General features: G+C 39.3%; 15 protein-coding genes and 1 tRNA gene. 14 read left to right on the plus strand and 2 right to left on the minus strand.

The window, feature by feature from the left end; genetic code table 11:
* Positions 1 to 11 precede the first annotated feature (11 nt).
* From ABZ559_RS00665 to ABZ559_RS00730, 14 genes are all read left to right on the plus strand, one after another.
* Positions 12 to 1,865 (plus strand): proline--tRNA ligase, encoded by a 1,854-nt coding sequence (locus tag ABZ559_RS00665; RefSeq protein WP_367006846.1) that lies wholly within the window; start codon positions 12 to 14, stop codon positions 1,863 to 1,865.
* 205 nt (positions 1,866 to 2,070) lie between these two features.
* A complete protein-coding gene (locus ABZ559_RS00670; RefSeq protein WP_018374985.1) occupies positions 2,071 to 3,675 on the plus strand; it encodes a CTP synthase in 1,605 nt (534 codons plus the stop codon).
* A 374-nt stretch (positions 3,676 to 4,049) separates the two neighbouring features.
* Positions 4,050 to 4,979, plus strand: a complete 930-nt coding sequence (locus tag ABZ559_RS00675) for an alpha/beta hydrolase (RefSeq protein ID WP_277290446.1) — start codon at positions 4,050 to 4,052, stop codon at positions 4,977 to 4,979.
* Between the two features lie 52 nt (positions 4,980 to 5,031).
* Positions 5,032 to 5,117, plus strand: a tRNA-Leu gene (locus ABZ559_RS00680).
* A gap of 207 nt (positions 5,118 to 5,324) precedes the next feature.
* Positions 5,325 to 5,513, plus strand: a complete 189-nt coding sequence (rpmB, locus tag ABZ559_RS00685) for a 50S ribosomal protein L28 (protein WP_018164578.1) — start codon at positions 5,325 to 5,327, stop codon at positions 5,511 to 5,513.
* 165 nt (positions 5,514 to 5,678) lie between these two features.
* Positions 5,679 to 6,044 (plus strand): Asp23/Gls24 family envelope stress response protein, encoded by a 366-nt coding sequence (locus ABZ559_RS00690; protein WP_018374983.1) that lies wholly within the window; start codon positions 5,679 to 5,681, stop codon positions 6,042 to 6,044.
* Positions 6,044 to 7,711, plus strand: a complete 1,668-nt coding sequence (locus ABZ559_RS00695) for a DAK2 domain-containing protein (RefSeq protein WP_367006848.1) — start codon at positions 6,044 to 6,046, stop codon at positions 7,709 to 7,711. Before ABZ559_RS00690 ends, ABZ559_RS00695 begins: the two co-directional genes overlap by 1 nt.
* 56 nt (positions 7,712 to 7,767) lie before the next feature.
* Positions 7,768 to 8,238: an 8-oxo-dGTP diphosphatase gene (locus ABZ559_RS00700; protein ID WP_018374981.1), complete on the plus strand. Its 471-nt coding sequence runs from the start codon at positions 7,768 to 7,770 to the stop codon at positions 8,236 to 8,238.
* Between the two features lie 217 nt (positions 8,239 to 8,455).
* Positions 8,456 to 10,177 carry a dihydroxy-acid dehydratase gene (ilvD, locus tag ABZ559_RS00705; protein ID WP_367006851.1) on the plus strand — a complete coding sequence of 574 codons (1,722 nt, stop codon included), beginning with the start codon at positions 8,456 to 8,458 and terminating at the stop codon, positions 10,175 to 10,177.
* Between the two features lie 185 nt (positions 10,178 to 10,362).
* Positions 10,363 to 12,072, plus strand: a complete 1,710-nt coding sequence (locus ABZ559_RS00710) for an acetolactate synthase large subunit (RefSeq protein ID WP_277290449.1) — start codon at positions 10,363 to 10,365, stop codon at positions 12,070 to 12,072.
* The gene (ilvN, locus tag ABZ559_RS00715; protein WP_018374977.1) at positions 12,065 to 12,547 is read left to right on the plus strand and encodes an acetolactate synthase small subunit; all 483 of its coding nucleotides are present in this window, start codon (positions 12,065 to 12,067) and stop codon (positions 12,545 to 12,547) included. The genes ABZ559_RS00710 and ilvN overlap by 8 nt, the downstream gene beginning before the upstream one ends.
* A gap of 98 nt (positions 12,548 to 12,645) precedes the next feature.
* Complete coding sequence (gene ilvC / locus ABZ559_RS00720) at positions 12,646 to 13,668, plus strand: ketol-acid reductoisomerase (protein WP_018374976.1); 1,023 nt, start codon at positions 12,646 to 12,648, stop codon at positions 13,666 to 13,668.
* A gap of 174 nt (positions 13,669 to 13,842) precedes the next feature.
* Complete coding sequence (gene ilvA / locus ABZ559_RS00725; RefSeq protein ID WP_367006855.1) at positions 13,843 to 15,093, plus strand: threonine ammonia-lyase IlvA; 1,251 nt, start codon at positions 13,843 to 13,845, stop codon at positions 15,091 to 15,093.
* Positions 15,094 to 15,418: 325 nt separating this feature from the next.
* A complete protein-coding gene (locus tag ABZ559_RS00730) occupies positions 15,419 to 16,306 on the plus strand; it encodes an SPFH domain-containing protein (RefSeq protein WP_018374974.1) in 888 nt (295 codons plus the stop codon).
* Positions 16,307 to 16,421: 115 nt separating this feature from the next.
* Here ABZ559_RS00730 and ABZ559_RS00735 read toward each other — a convergent pair whose 3' ends face one another.
* Complete coding sequence (locus ABZ559_RS00735; protein ID WP_018374973.1) at positions 16,422 to 16,541, minus strand: putative metal homeostasis protein; 120 nt, start codon at positions 16,539 to 16,541, stop codon at positions 16,422 to 16,424.
* Between the two features lie 588 nt (positions 16,542 to 17,129).
* The gene (locus tag ABZ559_RS00740; protein ID WP_317335338.1) at positions 17,130 to 17,729 is read right to left on the minus strand and encodes a VanZ family protein; all 600 of its coding nucleotides are present in this window, start codon (positions 17,727 to 17,729) and stop codon (positions 17,130 to 17,132) included.
* Positions 17,730 to 17,738: the final 9 nt, after the last annotated feature.

Consider the following 17,738-nt stretch of genomic DNA (forward strand, 5'->3'; position numbering starts at 1 on the left):
TAAACTCAATTATGAAACAATCTAAAATGTTAATCCCAACACTTCGCGAAATGCCAAGTGACGCCCAAGTTATCAGCCACGCCCTCATGTTGCGTGCAGGCTATGTTCGACAAGTTTCTGCCGGAATTTATGCTTATTTACCGCTAGCTAATCGCACCATTGAAAAATTTAAAACTATTATGCGTCAAGAATTTGAAAAAATTGGAGCCGTTGAGATGCTTGCACCAGCGCTTCTTACGGCAGACCTTTGGCGTGAATCTGGACGGTACGAAACTTATGGTGAAGACCTTTATAAACTTAAAAATCGTGACCAGTCTGACTTTATCCTTGGTCCGACACACGAAGAAACGTTTACCATGTTGATTCGTGATGCTGTCAAATCATACAAGCAGTTGCCACTAAACCTTTATCAAATTCAATCAAAATATCGTGATGAAAAACGTCCACGCAATGGCTTACTCCGCACGCGTGAGTTTATCATGAAAGATGGTTACAGTTTCCACGCCAATTACGAGGATCTTGATGTGACGTATGAAGACTACCGTAAGGCTTATGAAGCCATCTTTACACGTGCTGGTCTTGATTTCAAAGGTATTATTGGTGATGGCGGAGCTATGGGTGGCAAAGACTCACAAGAATTTATGGCTATCACACCAGACCGTACAGACCTTGAACGCTGGTTGGTTCTCGATAAATCTATTGCTTCAATTGACGAAATTCCAGCTGATGTTTTAGAAAATATCAAAAAAGAATTGGCATCATGGTTGGTTTCAGGTGAAGATACCATTGCTTACTCAAGTGAATCAAGCTATGCTGCTAACCTTGAAATGGCAAGCAATGAATACAAACCTTCAACTAAAGTTGTTTCACAAGAAGAAGTGGTTAAGGTTGAAACGCCAAACTGCAAATCAATCGATGAAGTAGCTGCTTTCTTGCAAGTTGAGGAAGAACAAACCATCAAAACGCTTCTCTTCATAGCTGATAACGAGCCAGTTGTAGCTCTTCTTGTCGGCAATGACCAAGTTAACGATGTTAAGCTGAAAAATTACCTAGGTGCAGACTTCCTAGAACCAGCGACAGAAGAGGACGCAGTTAAAGTTTTCGGTGCTCACTTCGGCTCACTTGGCCCAGTTGCTCTTCCTGAAAATATCCGTATCATTGCTGATCGTAAAGTTCAAGACCTTGCCAATGCAGTTGTTGGTGCTAATGAAGATGGTTACCACTTGACTGGTGTTAACCCAGGGCGTGACTTCAAGGCTGAATACGTTGATATTCGTGAAGTTAAAGAAGGGGAAGTATCACCAGATGGTCAAGGTGTCCTCAAATTTGCTCGCGGTATTGAGATTGGTCACATTTTTAAACTTGGCACACGCTACACTGATAGTATGGGAGCTAATATTCTTGATGAAAATGGCAGAGCTGTCCCAATTGTGATGGGTTGCTATGGTATTGGAGTGAGCCGCATTCTTTCAGCAGTCATTGAACAACATGCCCGTCTCTTTGTCAACAAAACGCCAAAAGGTGACTTCAAGTTTGCTTGGGGAATCAATTTTCCTAAGGAGCTGGCTCCATTTGATGTGCATATAATTACGGTTAATACCAAAGATGACGAAGCTCAAGCTTTGACTGCCAAAATCGAAGCTGATTTGATGGCTAAAGGTTATGATGTTTTGACAGATGACCGCAATGAACGTGTGGGTTCTAAGTTCTCAGACAGCGACCTTATTGGTCTTCCGATTCGTGTGACCGTTGGTAAAAAAGCTAGCGAAGGCATCGTTGAAGTCAAAATCAAAGCAAGTGGTGACACGATTGAAGTGAATGCCGAAAATCTCATTGAAACCCTTGAAATTTTGACGAAAAATTAAGGCTAAATAAATCAATAATTTGAACGTTAGTAATGCAGTAACTGCTCAAATTTTTCAGAAAATAGCTGAAAATCAAATTGACAAATTACCCAACTTAGTTTATAGTATTGCTTGGGCACCTCTTTTTAGAGGTCTGATGAAAAAGTCTCCCTATATTTGGGAGATTTTTTGTTTTTCCTAGTAATATCTATAAGGAGTGTATTTAATGACAAAGTATATTTTTGTTACAGGCGGAGTCGTTTCATCTATTGGTAAAGGGATTGTGGCAGCTAGCCTTGGTCGTCTTTTGAAAAATCGTGGACTTAAGGTGACTATTCAAAAATTTGATCCCTACATCAATATTGATCCAGGAACAATGAGCCCTTACCAACATGGTGAAGTTTATGTTACAGACGATGGTGCTGAAACTGACCTTGACCTTGGCCACTATGAACGTTTCATTGATATTAACTTAAACAAATATTCAAACGTGACGACTGGTAAAATTTACAGCGAAGTTCTTCGTAAGGAACGTAAAGGGGAATACCTCGGAGCAACCGTTCAGGTAATTCCTCATATCACAGATGCATTGAAAGATAAGATTAAACGTGCTGCGCGCACAACCGATTCAGATGTTATTATTACTGAGGTTGGTGGAACCGTTGGTGATATCGAAAGCCTTCCTTTCTTGGAAGCACTTCGTCAAATGAAAGCAGATGTGGGTGCTGACAACGTTATGTATATCCATACCACACTTTTGCCATATCTTAAAGCTGCAGGTGAAATGAAAACTAAACCCACTCAACACTCGGTGAAAGAATTGCGCGGTTTGGGAATTCAACCCAATATGTTGGTTATTCGTACAGAACAACCAGTTGAGCAAGGTATTAAAAATAAATTAGCTCAATTTTGTGATGTTGCACCAGAAGCTGTTATCGAGTCTATGGATGTCGAACATATTTATCAAGTACCACTCAATATGCAGGCTCAAGGTATGGATCAAATTGTCTGCGATCATCTGAAGTTGGACACTCCAAAAGCTGACATGACAGAATGGACAGCAATGGTTGACAAGGTTCTTAACCTCAAGAAAACCACCAAGATTGCCTTGGTTGGGAAATATGTTGAGTTACCAGATGCTTATTTGTCGGTCGTTGAAGCCCTTAAACATTCTGGCTATGTTAATGACTCAGCCATTGATTTGAATTGGGTCAATGCAAATGACGTTACCGCTGAAAATGTTGCTCAACTTCTGGGGGATGCAGATGGTATTATTGTACCAGGTGGTTTTGGTCAGCGCGGTACTGAAGGCAAGATTCAAGCCATTCGTTACGCCCGTGAAAATGATGTTCCTATGCTAGGAGTCTGCCTAGGAATGCAGTTGACATGTGTTGAATTTGCCCGTCATGTGCTTCATTTGGAAGGTGCTAATTCGGCTGAACTTGATCCAGAGACAAAATACCCAATCATTGATATTATGCGTGATCAGATTGATATTGAAGATATGGGTGGAACGCTTCGTTTGGGGCTTTATCCATGTAAATTAAAAGCAGGTTCAAAAGCGGCAGCAGCATACAATAATCAAGAAGTGGTACAACGCCGTCATCGTCACCGTTATGAGTTTAACACATCATTCCGTGAGCAATTTGAAGCTGCAGGCTTTGTGTTTTCAGGAGTATCACCAGACAATCGTCTGATGGAAGTAGTCGAATTACCAGATAAAAAATTCTTTGTAGCTGCCCAATATCACCCAGAACTTCAAAGCCGCCCAAATCGACCTGAAGAACTTTATACTGCTTTTGTAACTGCTGCAGTTGAAAACGCTAAATAAGAGCTACCCTCAGTTTTCAGGAATAGTAAATAATTTACAACTAAGTATGAGAGAGGATCTGATTGAGTTGGTCCTCTCTTTTACTATGGTCAGAGGCATGAGAATTGCTTCATTTCCAAGATCCGTCAGCCTCACCCAGATTGGTGGATTTAGTACTAAAAGCAAACCGAAGGGCTATAAATTGGTATTCTCAAATAACATGAATATGATATCATAACAGGAAATGACACCACCTCTTGTAGCTACTATCAATTCTACTTGCTTGCCAGTAAATAAAAGATAAGGGCATCGTTTATTACATCTTTACGTTTTCTTGATATTTCTCTCGAAATTTTGCTGTTTCTTTTTTTCTTATTTTCTTGTAAAATACTGATATGAAAAAAATAAGATTATCAAAGTTATTTACCCATTTGTTTTTAATTGTACTTCTACTTTCAGTTGGCGCTAGCTTTTATTTTTTCCATGTCGCTCAAATTCGTGAAGAAAAATCATTTATCAATAATTCTGCTCGAAAGAAAGATAACCCCCTCTATGAGTACGAGCAACAATTTAAGCAATTGGATAAGGAAACTCTCTGGATGACAAACCAAGGTGTTAAACAAGATGCCTGGTATGTCCCAGCTAAAGAAAAGACGGGGAAAACGGTCATAGTTGTTCATGGCTTTACAAGTGATAAGGAGGATATGAGTCCTTATGCGTGGCTGTTTCATGATTTAGGTTACAATGTCCTTGTCCCTGACAATATGGCCCACGGGGACAGTGGTGGTCGCATTATCGGATATGGTTGGAATGATCGTCTCAATGTCATCAAATGGGTGGAGCTACTGGTTGAGAGAAATCCTTCAAGCCAAATAACTCTTTTTGGTCTGTCAATGGGGGCTGCGACGGTTATGATGGCAAGTGGTGAGGATAACCTTCCTAAACAAGTTGTTAATATTATTGAAGATTGTGGCTATAGTAGTGTTTGGGAAGAACTTAAGTATCAGGCTAGAGAAATGTACAACCTACCAGCCTTTCCAATCCTGTATGAAGTTTCAGCAATTTCAAAACTTCGTGCAGGCTTCTCTTACGGACAAGCTAGTAGTGTTAAGCAACTTCAAAAAAATCAGCTCCCGGTTCTCTTTATTCATGGTGATGCAGATGATTTTGTTCCGACCTCTATGGTTTATGATAATTACAAAGCCACTCAAGGAGAGAGAGAACTTTATCTAGTAAAAAATGCTAAACATGCAAAATCGTTTGAAACCGATCCGAAAACATATAAGGAAAAGATTTCAGCCTTTTTGAAAAAAACTGAAAAATAATGTTGACAGAGTTCCTATGACTTGATATAATAGTTCATGTTGTTAAGGAACAGCGGGGATGGCGGAATTGGCAGACGCGCAGGACTAAGGATCCTGTGGCCGCTTTAGGCCGTGTGGGTTCAAGTCCCACTCTCCGCAGATTAACTGAACCATGCCAAGGGTTCAGTTTTTTAGTGTCTTTCAAATATGACACTATGCGAAAATAAAGTTGACAGGATGCTGAAAAGGTAAAGTTATCTGATTTTATTGAAAAATTTAGCTTGCTTATTCGAGTGGAATGTGTTAAAATTTTATGGTATGCGGTGTGATACACCCTTAATTCTAAGCAGGAGGACACAGATAATCATGGCTAAAGTTTGTTATTTTACAGGTCGTAAAACTGTATCAGGAAACAATCGTTCACACGCGATGAACCAAACAAAACGTACAGTTAAACCAAATCTTCAAAAAGTAACTGTTCTTATTGATGGTAAACCTAAAAAAGTTTGGGCATCAGCTCGTGCGCTTAAATCTGGTAAAGTAGAACGCGTATAAAAACTAAAGGCCTCTCAGAAGGCTTTTTTTGTTATTTGGGCTGATAGAAGAAAAGGTACAAAAGTTCTGTAAATGCGAATTCATTCCTTCAAATGCTTATATTTTTTTACAAGAAGTCTAAGTTATGATAGAATAAAGTGATAAAAACTTGAGAGGTAGTCAACTATGACTGTAAAAATTAATACAAAAGATGGTCAAATTGAACTATCCGACGATGTGATTGCAACTGTCGTTGGTGGTTCTGCAACAGAAATTTTTGGGGTTGTTGGCATGGCTAGTAAAAGTGCCATTCGTGATAATGTCCAAGCTCTTTTGCGTCGTGAAAACTATGCCAAAGGTGTTGTGGTTAAGGCAGGGGATACAGGAATTACTGTTGATGTCTACACTGTAATGTCTTACGGTGTCAAAATCTCTGAAGTGTCTAAAAACATCCAAGAACGTGTGAAATTTAACCTTGAAAATCAACTCGGTCTAACTGCTGATATGGTGAATGTTTACGTTCAAAACATCAAAGTTGTAGGAGAAAACTAGTGTCAAAAATTACAACAAGTTTATTCCAAGAAATGGTGCAAGCAGCCGCTACAAGACTTGGAAAACAAGCAGAATATGTTAATTCGCTTAATGTCTTTCCTGTACCTGACGGAGATACAGGAACTAATATGAGCATGACCATGGATAATGGTGCTAAAGAAGTCGCTGACAAACCAGCAAGTACTGTTGGTCAAGTTGGTCAGATTCTCTCTAAAGGGGTATTGATGGGAGCTCGTGGAAATTCAGGAGTTATCACCTCACAACTCTTCCGCGGATTTGGTCAATCAATTAAGGACAAAACAGAACTAGATGGCAAGGATTTAGCGCAAGCCTTTCAAACAGGAGTTGAAGTAGCCTATAAAGCCGTTATGAAGCCTGTTGAAGGAACAATCTTAACAGTATCTCGTGGTGCAGCGACAGCCGCTATTAAAAAAGCTGAAGAAACAGAGGATGCCGCAGAAGTGATGCGTGCAGCTCTGGAAGGCGCAAAACGTGCTTTGGCTAAGACTCCAGAGATGCTTCCTGTCTTGAAGGAAGTTGGTGTGGTTGACTCAGGTGGGCAAGGTCTGGTCTTTATTTATGAAGGCTTTTTGTCAGCTCTCACTGGTGACTATATCACCTCCGAAGACTTTAAAGCAACTCCAGCAGTAATGACTGAAATGATTAACGCTGAGCACCACAAATCTGTTGCTGAACATGTCGCAACTGAAGACATTAAATATGGCTACTGTACGGAAATCATGGTGGCACTTAAACAAGGTCCAACTTACGTTAAAGAGTTCAATTATGATGAATTTCAAGGTTATTTGGGTGGTTTAGGAGACTCTCTGCTTGTGGTCAATGATGATGAAATTGTGAAAGTTCATGTCCACACAGAAGATCCTGGGCTGGTTATGCAAGAAGGACTGAAGTACGGTGCACTTATCAAGGTTAAAGTGGATAATATGCGTGGTCAGCACGAAGCTGTTCTTGAAAAAGAAGCTAGTGCTTCTGTACCAGTTCAAGAAGCAAAAGAATTTGGTTTGATTGCGGTTGTTGCTGGTGAAGGATTGGCTGACATTTTCAAATCACAAGGTGTTGACTACATCATCTCTGGCGGACAAACCATGAATCCATCAACAGAAGATATTGTCAAAGCTATTGAAGCTGTTAATGCTAAGAATGTGATTATCTTGCCAAATAATAAAAATATCTTCATGGCAGCACAATCAGCAGCTGACGTGGTTGATATTCCTGCGGCTGTTGTTGAGACGCGAACTGTTCCTCAAGGATTTACTAGTTTGTTAGCCTTTGATCCATCAAACAGTCTTGAAGAAAATATTCAAGCCATGACGGCTAGCTTGTCAGATGTTGTTAGTGGTAGTGTCACTTTGGCTGTTCGAGACACAAGTATTGATGGTCTTGAAATCCATGAAAATGATAATCTTGGCATGGTTGATGGTAAGATTGTGGTGTCAAACCCTGATATGGAAGCTACCTTGAAGGAAACTTTCGCTAAGATGATTGATGAAGATAGTGAAATCGTAACAATTTATGTTGGTGAAGACGGTAATTCTGACTTTGCTCAAGAGATTGCAGACTATCTTGAAGGTACTTACGAGGATATTGAGGTTGAAATCCATCAAGGTGACCAACCAGTCTATCCTTATTTGATGAGTGTTGAGTAGTTTTATAATGATAGAGTCACCTAGCCCATGCTAAGGTGACCTTTTTAGGAGTTAATATGGCAGAGAATATTTTAAATTGGGTAAATATATGTGTCAAAAAAGGTGATGAAGTTCTGTTGTTAAATCGCCAACATGACAATTTTAAAGGGTGGATACAGCCGGGTGGGAAAGTGGAATTTCCTGAGTCCTTCTTTGAAGCTGCTGCAAGAGAATTGAAGGAAGAGACTGGGCTGACTGCTCTTAACCTTCAACTAAAAGGGATTTCTGGTTTTACAAATCCTGATAAGCCTGAACGTTATGTCTATTATGATTTTCTGTGTGAAGATTTTGCTGGTGAACTTAAGGGCAATGATCATGAGGGTGAACCCAAATGGCATAAAATTACGGACATAGATAAAATAGAGATGCAGGATGATATTCGTGATCGTCTGCCACTTTATTGGCGTAGGGGCTCTTTTGAACGCATTCATTACTGGGATGAAGCCAATCACTGCATTGGAGAAACCAAGACAATTTTATATGATTAAGACGGCTGATGATTAAGCTGTCTTTTTTTACTTTAAAAGAGAAAATAGAAATGCCTAGCTCTGCTATTTTCCTAAAAAATAAAAAGCAAAACTTGTGAAAAATCAAACAAAGATAATAGTGGTTCTAAAATACTAAATTTTCTGAAAATTCCTTGACTTTACGCTAGAAAATGTTAACATAGAGTGTAAGATTGAAAGTACGAAGGAGTAACATAAAATGAGAAGTGATATGATTAAAGTTGGTGTTGATAAGGCACCTGCACGTGGTCTGTTATATGCAACAGGACAAGTCAAATCAGCTAAGGATATGCAAAAGCCTTTTATCGCAATTTGTAATTCTTACATTGATATTGTACCTGGGCATGTTCATTTGCGTGAGTTAGCTGATATTGCTAAGGAAGCTATCCGTGAAATGGGAGGCATCCCATTTGAATTTAATACTATCGGTGTTGATGATGGTATTGCCATGGGGCATATTGGGATGCGCTATAGCCTCCCCTCTCGTGAAATCATCGCTGATGCGGCTGAAACAGTTATTAACGCTCACTGGTTTGACGGTGTTTTCTACATTCCAAACTGTGATAAAATTACTCCAGGTATGATTTTAGCAGCTATGCGGACCAATGTGCCTGCTGTTTTCTGTTCGGGTGGTCCAATGAAGGGCGGTGTCGATATGACAGGACACCAAGCGACTCTTTCAAGCTTGTTTGAAGCAGTTGGAACTTACCAAGCAGGGGATATGACAAAACAAGAACTTGATTTCTTGGAACAAAATGCCTGTCCAACCTGTGGTTCATGTTCGGGTATGTTTACAGCCAATTCCATGAATTGTTTGATGGAAGTCATGGGACTTGCTCTTCCTGGTAACGGAACGACTCTGGCTGTTTCTGATGCCCGTCGTGAATTAGTTCGCCAAGCAGCCAAGCATTTGATGGATAACGTTAAAAATAATCTCAAACCTCGTGACATTGTTACGAAAGAAGCTATTGATGATGCTTTTGCGCTTGATATGGCTATGGGTGGATCTACCAATACTGTTTTGCACACCTTGGCAATCGCTCGTGAAGCAGGGATTGATTATAATCTCAAGGACATCAATGAAATTGCTAAGAAAACGCCTTATCTTTCTAAGATTGCACCATCTAGTGTCTATACAATGCACGATGTTCATGAGGCAGGCGGGGTTTCAGCGATTATCAATCAGCTGATAAAAAATGGCTCAATTAAGGGTGATCGCATTACTGTTACGGGTAAAACTCTTAAAGAAAATGTTGCTGGTGCTGAGATTAAAAATGAGAAAATCATTCATCCAATTGAAGCTCCGATTTCACCTGTTGGTGGCCTGTCTATTCTGTATGGTAACATTGCGCAAGATGGTGCTGTTATCAAGGTTGGTGGGGTTGACCCATCTGTTAAAACTTTCCGTGGTAAAGCGATTTGCTGTGATTCGCAGGATCAGGCTCTTGAATTGATTGATAATGGCACTGTTAAAAAAGGTCATGTTGTTGTTATCCGTTACGAAGGACCTCAAGGCGGTCCAGGAATGCCAGAAATGTTAGCACCAACTTCTAAGATTGTTGGTCGTGGTCTTGGTAAAGATGTTGCTCTCATTACGGATGGTCGCTTCTCTGGTGCAACCCGTGGCATTGCTATCGGGCATGTATCGCCAGAGGCTGCCGAAGGTGGCAATATTGCTCTCATCGAAGATGGTGATGAGATCTTCATTGATTTGACTAACCGTACCATTGATTTGATGGTTGATGAAGCTACTTTGTCTGAACGTCGTAAGACCTTGAAGGCGTTTAAACCTAAGATTTCTAGTGGTTGGCTTCGCCGTTACACTGCATTTGCCTCATCAGCTAATTACGGTGGTTCAATGATGACCGAAGAAGAATTCCAAGAACGAAAGGCTGAGCGTGAGGCCTCAGAGGAACATTGACTTATTTCTAAAGTTAATAAGTAGTTTTGCCGAAGAGGATACCACTTTTGGCAAAGCAAAAAAGAATACACTGTAAACGTCAACAATTCTGAATTCCCCTTGCTTTATTTTTAAAAAATGTTATCATAGATGCAAGGTGTTGGAATTTTTCGACAATTTTGAATTTAACTGCAAAGGAGGAGCTAGTGAAACAAGTCAAATTAAGAGAGTCTAAGAATGGTTCTGAACTCGTACTTGAAACCTTGATAGAGCTTGGCGTAGATACTATTTTTGGTTACCCCGGTGGTGCTGTACTGCCACTCTATGATGCCATTTACAATTATAAAGACAAAGGAATTCGCCATATTTTAGCTCGCCATGAACAAGGTGCTCTCCACGAGGCTGAAGGTTATGCTAAATCTACTGGCAAGATTGGTGTTGCTATCGTAACAAGCGGACCTGGTGCCACCAATGCCATTACAGGTATTGCTGATGGAATGAGTGATAGTGTACCCATGCTTATCTTTACTGGGCAAGTTGCCACGCCTGGAATTGGTAAAGATGCTTTTCAAGAAGCGGATATTATTGGCATAACCATGCCGATTACAAAATATAATTATCAGATTCGCGATGTCACAGAAATTCCACGAGTGATTACTGAGGCTATCCATATTGCAACAACAGGCCGCCCTGGTCCTGTCGTCATTGACCTCCCTAAAAATATTACTGAAGTTAAAACAAGCGTTTATCATGATCCAACGATAAATATTCCAAGTTATCAACCAACTATTGAGCCAAATGCCCTTCAAGTTAAGAAGATTTTAGAGCAACTTAAGAAATCCAAGAAACCTGTTATTATTGCAGGTGGTGGAGCCAACTATGCTGGTGCTTCTAAAGAATTGGTCGCCTTTGCTGAACGATACAATGTACCAGTTGTATCAACGCTCCTTAGTTTAGGAGTTATGCCAATTGAACACCCTCTATCGCTAGGTATGGGAGGTATGCATGGTTCTTATGCAGCAAATATGGCAATGAGCCAAGCTGATTTTATGATTAATTTTGGTTCGCGCTTTGCTGATCGGTTGACAGGAAATCCTGCAACTTTTGCCAAAAAAGCGGTGGTTGCTCATGTTGATATTGATCCTGCTGAAATTGGCAAGGTTGTTAAAACTCAAATTCCTGTTGTCGGAGATGCAAAAAAAGCCTTACAAATTTTACTTGAAGCCGATGAGGTTAGAACCAGACATGCAGAATGGACAGAGCAAGTTTTGGCTAACAAGGCCAAGGCACCGTTTGGCTATGACTTTGACGAAACAATCATCAAACCACAACATGCTATTGAAACTATCGGTAAAATCACTAGTGGTGAGGCAATCATTGTTACCGATGTCGGTCAACATCAGATGTGGGCAGCTCAATTCTATCCTTACAAGTACGAACGTCAAATTATCACTTCAGGTGGTTTAGGAACGATGGGATTTGGAATTCCGGCAGCGGTTGGCGCTAAGCTGGCCAATCCAGACAAGGAAGTTATCCTTTTTGTTGGTGATGGTGGTTTCCAAATGACCAATCAAGAATTAGCTATTTTAAATGGTTATGGTGTTCCTATTAAAGTAGTTCTGATTAATAATCACTCGCTCGGTATGGTTCGTCAATGGCAGGAGTCTTTCTATGACGAGCATCGTTCAGAATCAACCTTTGATGATGAACCGAATTTCCAACTCTTGGCGGAAGCCTATGGCATTGCTCATTACCAATTTTCAGATCCTAATACCTTGGAGGAAGATCTGAAGGTTATCACTGAAAACAAGCCGATGCTGATTGAAATTAGCATTTCTAATCGGGAGCACGTTTACCCGATGGTTCCGTCTGGAAAATCAAATGCTGAAATGTTGGGGGTGAAGTTTAATGCGTAGAATGTTAACGGCCAAACTTAAAAACTCAACAGGTGTTTTGAATCGCTTTACAGGAGTCTTATCTCGCCGTCAAGTCAATATTGAATCTATCTCAGTTGGACACACGGTTGAAAAAGACATTTCGAGAATCACCATTATTATTGATGTGGAGAGTATTGAAGAGGTGGAACTTATCATTAAGCAGCTCAATAGGCTAATTGATGTTATCAGAGTTCGAGATATCACTGATATCCCTCACCTAGAGCGTGAAGTTATCCTCGTCAAGTTATCGGCTCCAACAAGCAAGCGCGCAGAGATCTTGGCAGTGATTCAACCTTTCCGAGCTAGCGTTGTTGATGTGGCACCAAAATCAATCACTATTCAAGTAACTGGTGATGCTGATAAGATTGAAGCTCTTATCCGTGTAGTTAAACCTTATGGTATTCAAAATCTTGCTCGCACGGGAGCAACAGGATTTTCAAGAGATTTCTCTTAAATCCTTCCTAAATTTAGTTAATCTTGCCTTTAGGCAAAATTATTGCTTTCTTTTTTGGGAAAGTATTATAAATAAAAATAGAAAAGAGACATATTACTATGGCAGTAACAATGGAATACGAAAAAGACGTCAAAGTTGATGCACTTGCAGGCAAAAAAATTGCCGTTATCGGTTATGGTTCACAAGGACACGCACACTCACAAAACTTGCGTGATTCAGGCTACGATGTGATTATCGGTGTACGTGCAGGTAAATCATTTGATAAAGCTAAAGAAGACGGTTTTGAAACATTTGAAGTGGCTGATGCTGTCAAACAAGCAGATGTTGTCATGATTTTGGCACCAGATGAAATCCAAGCCGACCTCTACGCTACTGAAATCGCTCCAAATCTTAAAGATGGTGCTGCACTTGGTTTTGCTCATGGATTTAACATTCGCTTTGAATATATCAAGGCACCTGAAACAGTTGATGTTTTCATGTGTGCGCCTAAAGGGCCAGGTCACTTGGTACGTCGTACTTATACTGAAGGATTTGGTGTACCAGCACTTTATGCCGTTTACCAAGATGCTACTGGAAATGCTAAAGACATTGCAATGTCATGGTCTAAAGGTGTAGGAGCTGCTCGTGTTGGTCTTCTTGAAACAACCTTTAAAGAAGAAACTGAAGAAGATTTGTTTGGTGAACAGGCCGTTCTTTGTGGTGGTTTAACTGCACTTATTGAAGCTGGTTTTGAAGTACTTACTGAAGCAGGTTACGCTCCAGAATTGGCCTACTTTGAAGTTCTTCATGAAATGAAATTGATTGTTGACCTTATCTACGAAGGTGGATTCAAAAAAATGCGTCAATCAATTTCTAACACTGCTGAATTTGGTGATTATGTTTCAGGACCACGTGTCATCACAGCTCAAGTAAAAGAAAATATGAAAGCTGTTCTTGCTGATATTCAATCAGGTAAATTTGCTGATGAATTCGTATCAGATTACAAAGCTGGTCGTCCACGTCTTGAAGCTTATCGTAAAGAAGCTGCTGAACTTGAAATTGAAAAAGTTGGTGCAGAACTTCGTAAAGCTATGCCATTTGTTGGACAAAACGATGACGATGCGTTCAAAATCTATAACTAATTTTTCAAACTTAGTCTAATAGGAAGCAGGGAGAGTTCTTTCTCTGCTTTTTATAATGAAGCATTTTAGGAATATTTTCAGGAAATTGAGGAAAACTCATAAACCTACATTCAAAACTGACAAAATATGTTATAATACTAAAAAGACAGAAAATTTTGAAAAGAAGGAAAATTTATGCTTACAGCAAAAGATGTTATCAAAGCCAATGAAGTATTAAAAGACGTTGTAGAGCGTACGCCACTTGATTTTGATCGATATTTATCGGAAAAATATGGAGCAACTGTCTATCTCAAACGTGAGAATATGCAGAAGGTACGTTCTTTTAAAATCAGGGGGGCCTATTATGCGATTCACCAATTATCTGATGAAGACAAGCAAAGAGGTGTTGTTTGTGCTTCTGCGGGGAATCATGCCCAAGGGGTAGCATTTACCTGTCATGAGATGAAAATTCCAGCAACTATTTTTATGCCCGTGACAACACCGCAGCAAAAAATTGGACAGGTCCGTTTTTTTGGGGGGTCATATGTTACCATTAAACTGGTTGGAGATACTTTTGATGCTTCGGCTCAAGCAGCTCAAGAATTTACCAAATCTGAAGGTATGACCTTCATTGATCCTTTTGACGATTTTAATGTTCAAGCTGGTCAGGGAACAGTAGCTTATGAAATTTATGAGCAGGCCCAAGAAGAAGGGGTTGATTTTGACCAAATCTTTGTTCCAGTTGGCGGTGGAGGTCTTATTTCAGGTGTGGCAACTTATATCAAAGATGTCTCTCCAGAAATAGAAGTAATCGGAGTGGAAGCATCTGGTGCACGTAGCATGAGAGCAGCTTTTGATAGGGGACGTCCTGTCAAATTGGAAGAAATTGATAAGTTTGCAGATGGTATTGCCGTACAACAGGTCGGTAGGAATACCTACGAAGTGGCTCGTAAGTATGTGGATAAGCTTGTCGGAGTAGATGAAGGTCTAATTTCAGAAACCTTGATTGACATGTACTCTAGACAAGGCATTATCGCAGAACCTGCTGGAGCAGCTTCCATAGCTGCCTTGGAAGTCATGAAGGATGAAATCAAAGGTAAGACGGTTGTTTGCATCATTTCTGGTGGGAATAATGACATTAATCGTATGCAAGAAATGGAAGAGCGGGCACTTATTTACGATGGTGTGAAACACTATTTTGTTGTTAATTTTCCACAACGACCAGGTGCCCTACGTGAGTTTGTAAATAATATCTTGGGACCAAATGATGACATCACGCGTTTTGAATACATCAAACGTGCTAATAAAGGGACAGGACCTGTTTTAATTGGGATTACTCTAGGGGATAAGAATGATTATGAACTCCTTATTGAACGTTTAGCGGCCTTTGATCCGTCCTATATCAACCTTCATGGTAATGAAAGCCTCTATAATTTATTGGTATAATTTAGTCAACAATGGTCAAAGAATTGGAGGCTTGACTCAGGATTTTTCTTGACGAGTTTCAAGAATTGAGTATAATAAATTTATAAATCAATAGAGAACTAAGAGGAGTTTGTCGCTGCAGAGACAGACTCTTTTTCTATATTGGTTTAGTCTTTTTAAGCTTAAAATATCAGACAATGATTGACTTTTGTTTTATTTGATAATATAATTGTACTAAGGAAACGAAACAAAGGAGATCTTATGCCGGTTTACTTTTGGATTTTTGTTTTTATTGCTATTACAGCTGATCTTTGGGGCAGCAAGAAAAAATAAGGAGGAAAGTTTTATGTTTTTCATCGTTTTTGTGATTTTTGTCTTAGTGATTATCCTTTCGGTAATTGCTAGTACTCTCTATGTAGTGCGCCAACAATCCGTTGCTATTATCGAGCGCTTTGGTAAATATCAATTAACTGCTGGCTCAGGGATTCATGTCCGTATGCCTTTTGGCATTGATAAAATTGCTGCGCGAGTGCAATTACGCTTGCTTCAAAGTGAAATCGTTGTAGAAACCAAGACAAAAGATAATGTTTTTGTCACTCTAAATGTTGCTACTCAATATCGTGTCAACGAGCAAAATGTGACTGATGCTTACTACAAACTTATGAAACCGGAAGCTCAGATCAAATCATACATTGAAGATGCTCTACGTTCATCAGTTCCTAAATTGACATTGGACGAATTATTTGAGAAAAAAGATGAGATTGCCCTTGAGGTACAACATCAAGTAGCTGAAGAAATGTCAACATACGGTTACATTATCGTTAAAACTTTGATTACTAAGGTTGAACCTGATGCTGAAGTTAAACAATCCATGAATGAAATCAATGCTGCGCAACGTAAACGTGTGGCAGCTCAAGAATTGGCTAATGCTGATAAGATTAAAATCGTAACAGCTGCTGAAGCCGAAGCTGAAAAAGACCGGCTTCACGGTGTCGGTATTGCTCAACAACGTAAGGCTATTGTTGATGGGTTGGCTGAGTCAATTCAAGAACTTAAAGACGCCAATGTTGGTATGACAGAAGAACAAATCATGTCAATCCTTTTGACTAACCAATACCTTGATACTCTGAATACTTTTGCGGTTAAAGGGAATCAAACAATCTTCTTGCCTAACAATCCAGAGGGTGTTGAAGATATTCGTACACAAATTTTGTCTTCTCTAAAAGCTAAATAATATAAAACCTGCTAGGGAAATTTCTAGCAGGTTTTTGTCTGGCGATTGGAAAAGAATCATACAATGAAGAAGTCCAGAATCTTTCAGATTATTTTTCTAAAAATTCTAGGGTTGGTTAATATTTTTTTCCTTGACGTTTATGCTCATGAATAATTTTCAAGGCACGTTTTCGGGTTTTGATATTTGGGCTCTTCAGTCTACGATAGGCTGAAGATAAGTCTGTTTTTTCAGCCATAAAACCTCCTTTGGTGAGAAATTATTAACGTTAACAAGAAAAGTATAACATAAAATACTTAACCGGTAAAGTAAAAAATAAAGTTATTCGGATATCGTCGATATTTGGTAGAAAACAATCGCTTTTGATATTCAAAATAAAAAAGCTCGTAGAAAATTTTTGAGATTAATTAAGAACCTGTATTCACAGTTCAGTACTTCTATTTAAGGCTAGTTTTTGAACTACTCATCATTAGTTTTTTCAAAATACTGACTTGATTAGCGAAAAACTATCTCTTATCTATAAACACTTCACTTGTGAATAAAGGTTCTAACATTTTCTACGGCTTAAATACAGAAAGGATGGATGGGAGATGAAATTAGAGATAGTTTGAGATATAGTCAATTAGTTTATCTTTTATTACTTTGACGTAAGAGGAAACTCCGTTTCCTTATCTCCAACTTCAAACACTCCACTGGATTGTTTAAACTCGCCTTGCTGTACTTTACGAAAGTGACTTGCTTCGCATGTTTTATTTCCAACCTAGAACAGCCTAGAGGCGTTCTAGCAACCTGCAGCTCGTTGCCTAGTACTAAAAAGCAAACTAAACTAAAAGACTATAATGACATGTTTTTGTTTCCAGTTTTGCAGAAAGAAGTGATAAAAGAGATTTCCAATAGTGAGGCTCAATAGGTTCAGACTAACATCGCCAAGATCAAAAATCCCTAAATGAAATACAAATTGACAGGATTCAATCATGAGGATACCTAAGAATCCTAGTAAGATATTTTTTCTGGACAAAGGGTAGAGGAACCCCAAGGGAATGAACATGAGCAGGTTCATAATCGGTACAAAGCGACTGCCATTTTCAATTTCTCCAATGAAGGACAGCGGATTTAAAGAAAATCCTTGCGTTCCTATGTTTTTTAGGAAAAGAAGATAAACTAGCGAGAAGAAATAGATGAAATAGCAAGAAATTAGGGTGGAACTTTTCATTTGTCTATTTGTACAAAGGTTTAAAAAAACATAAGTAAAGTAGCTGATTATTAAAGTAATAATGATATTGAGGGACAAGGCAAAGTCAACACCATAATTTGAGATATAGTAGGAATATGAAATAAGGTAGCTATCATAAAACCATTTTGAAAGAGAAAAGCAGAGCAAGAAGAGTAATATTTGGAAAATGTAGGGATGTCTCGTCTTTTGCATAGGAAGTTC

The organism is Streptococcus sp. ZY19097 (assembly GCF_040731245.1).
GTDB classification, from domain to species: Bacteria; Bacillota; Bacilli; order Lactobacillales; family Streptococcaceae; genus Streptococcus; species Streptococcus orisratti.

Excerpts from the sequence above, each read along its gene's own strand:
- ABZ559_RS00735 (WP_018374973.1), bottom strand. The coding sequence starts at position 16,541 with ATGGCTGAAAAAACAGACTTATCTTCAGCCTATCGTAGACTGAAGAGC.
- rpmB (WP_018164578.1), top strand. The coding sequence starts at position 5,325 with ATGGCTAAAGTTTGTTATTTTACAGGTCGTAAAACTGTATCAGGAAAC.
- ilvD (WP_367006851.1), top strand. The coding sequence starts at position 8,456 with ATGAGAAGTGATATGATTAAAGTTGGTGTTGATAAGGCACCTGCACGT.
- ABZ559_RS00675 (WP_277290446.1), top strand. The coding sequence starts at position 4,050 with ATGAAAAAAATAAGATTATCAAAGTTATTTACCCATTTGTTTTTAATT.
- ABZ559_RS00665 (WP_367006846.1), top strand. The coding sequence starts at position 12 with ATGAAACAATCTAAAATGTTAATCCCAACACTTCGCGAAATGCCAAGT.
- ABZ559_RS00670 (WP_018374985.1), top strand. The coding sequence starts at position 2,071 with ATGACAAAGTATATTTTTGTTACAGGCGGAGTCGTTTCATCTATTGGT.
- ABZ559_RS00730 (WP_018374974.1), top strand. The coding sequence starts at position 15,419 with ATGTTTTTCATCGTTTTTGTGATTTTTGTCTTAGTGATTATCCTTTCG.
- ilvC (WP_018374976.1), top strand. The coding sequence starts at position 12,646 with ATGGCAGTAACAATGGAATACGAAAAAGACGTCAAAGTTGATGCACTT.
- ABZ559_RS00700 (WP_018374981.1), top strand. The coding sequence starts at position 7,768 with ATGGCAGAGAATATTTTAAATTGGGTAAATATATGTGTCAAAAAAGGT.
- ABZ559_RS00740 (WP_317335338.1), bottom strand. The coding sequence starts at position 17,729 with ATGCAAAAGACGAGACATCCCTACATTTTCCAAATATTACTCTTCTTG.
- ilvA (WP_367006855.1), top strand. The coding sequence starts at position 13,843 with ATGCTTACAGCAAAAGATGTTATCAAAGCCAATGAAGTATTAAAAGAC.
- ABZ559_RS00690 (WP_018374983.1), top strand. The coding sequence starts at position 5,679 with ATGACTGTAAAAATTAATACAAAAGATGGTCAAATTGAACTATCCGAC.
- ilvN (WP_018374977.1), top strand. The coding sequence starts at position 12,065 with ATGCGTAGAATGTTAACGGCCAAACTTAAAAACTCAACAGGTGTTTTG.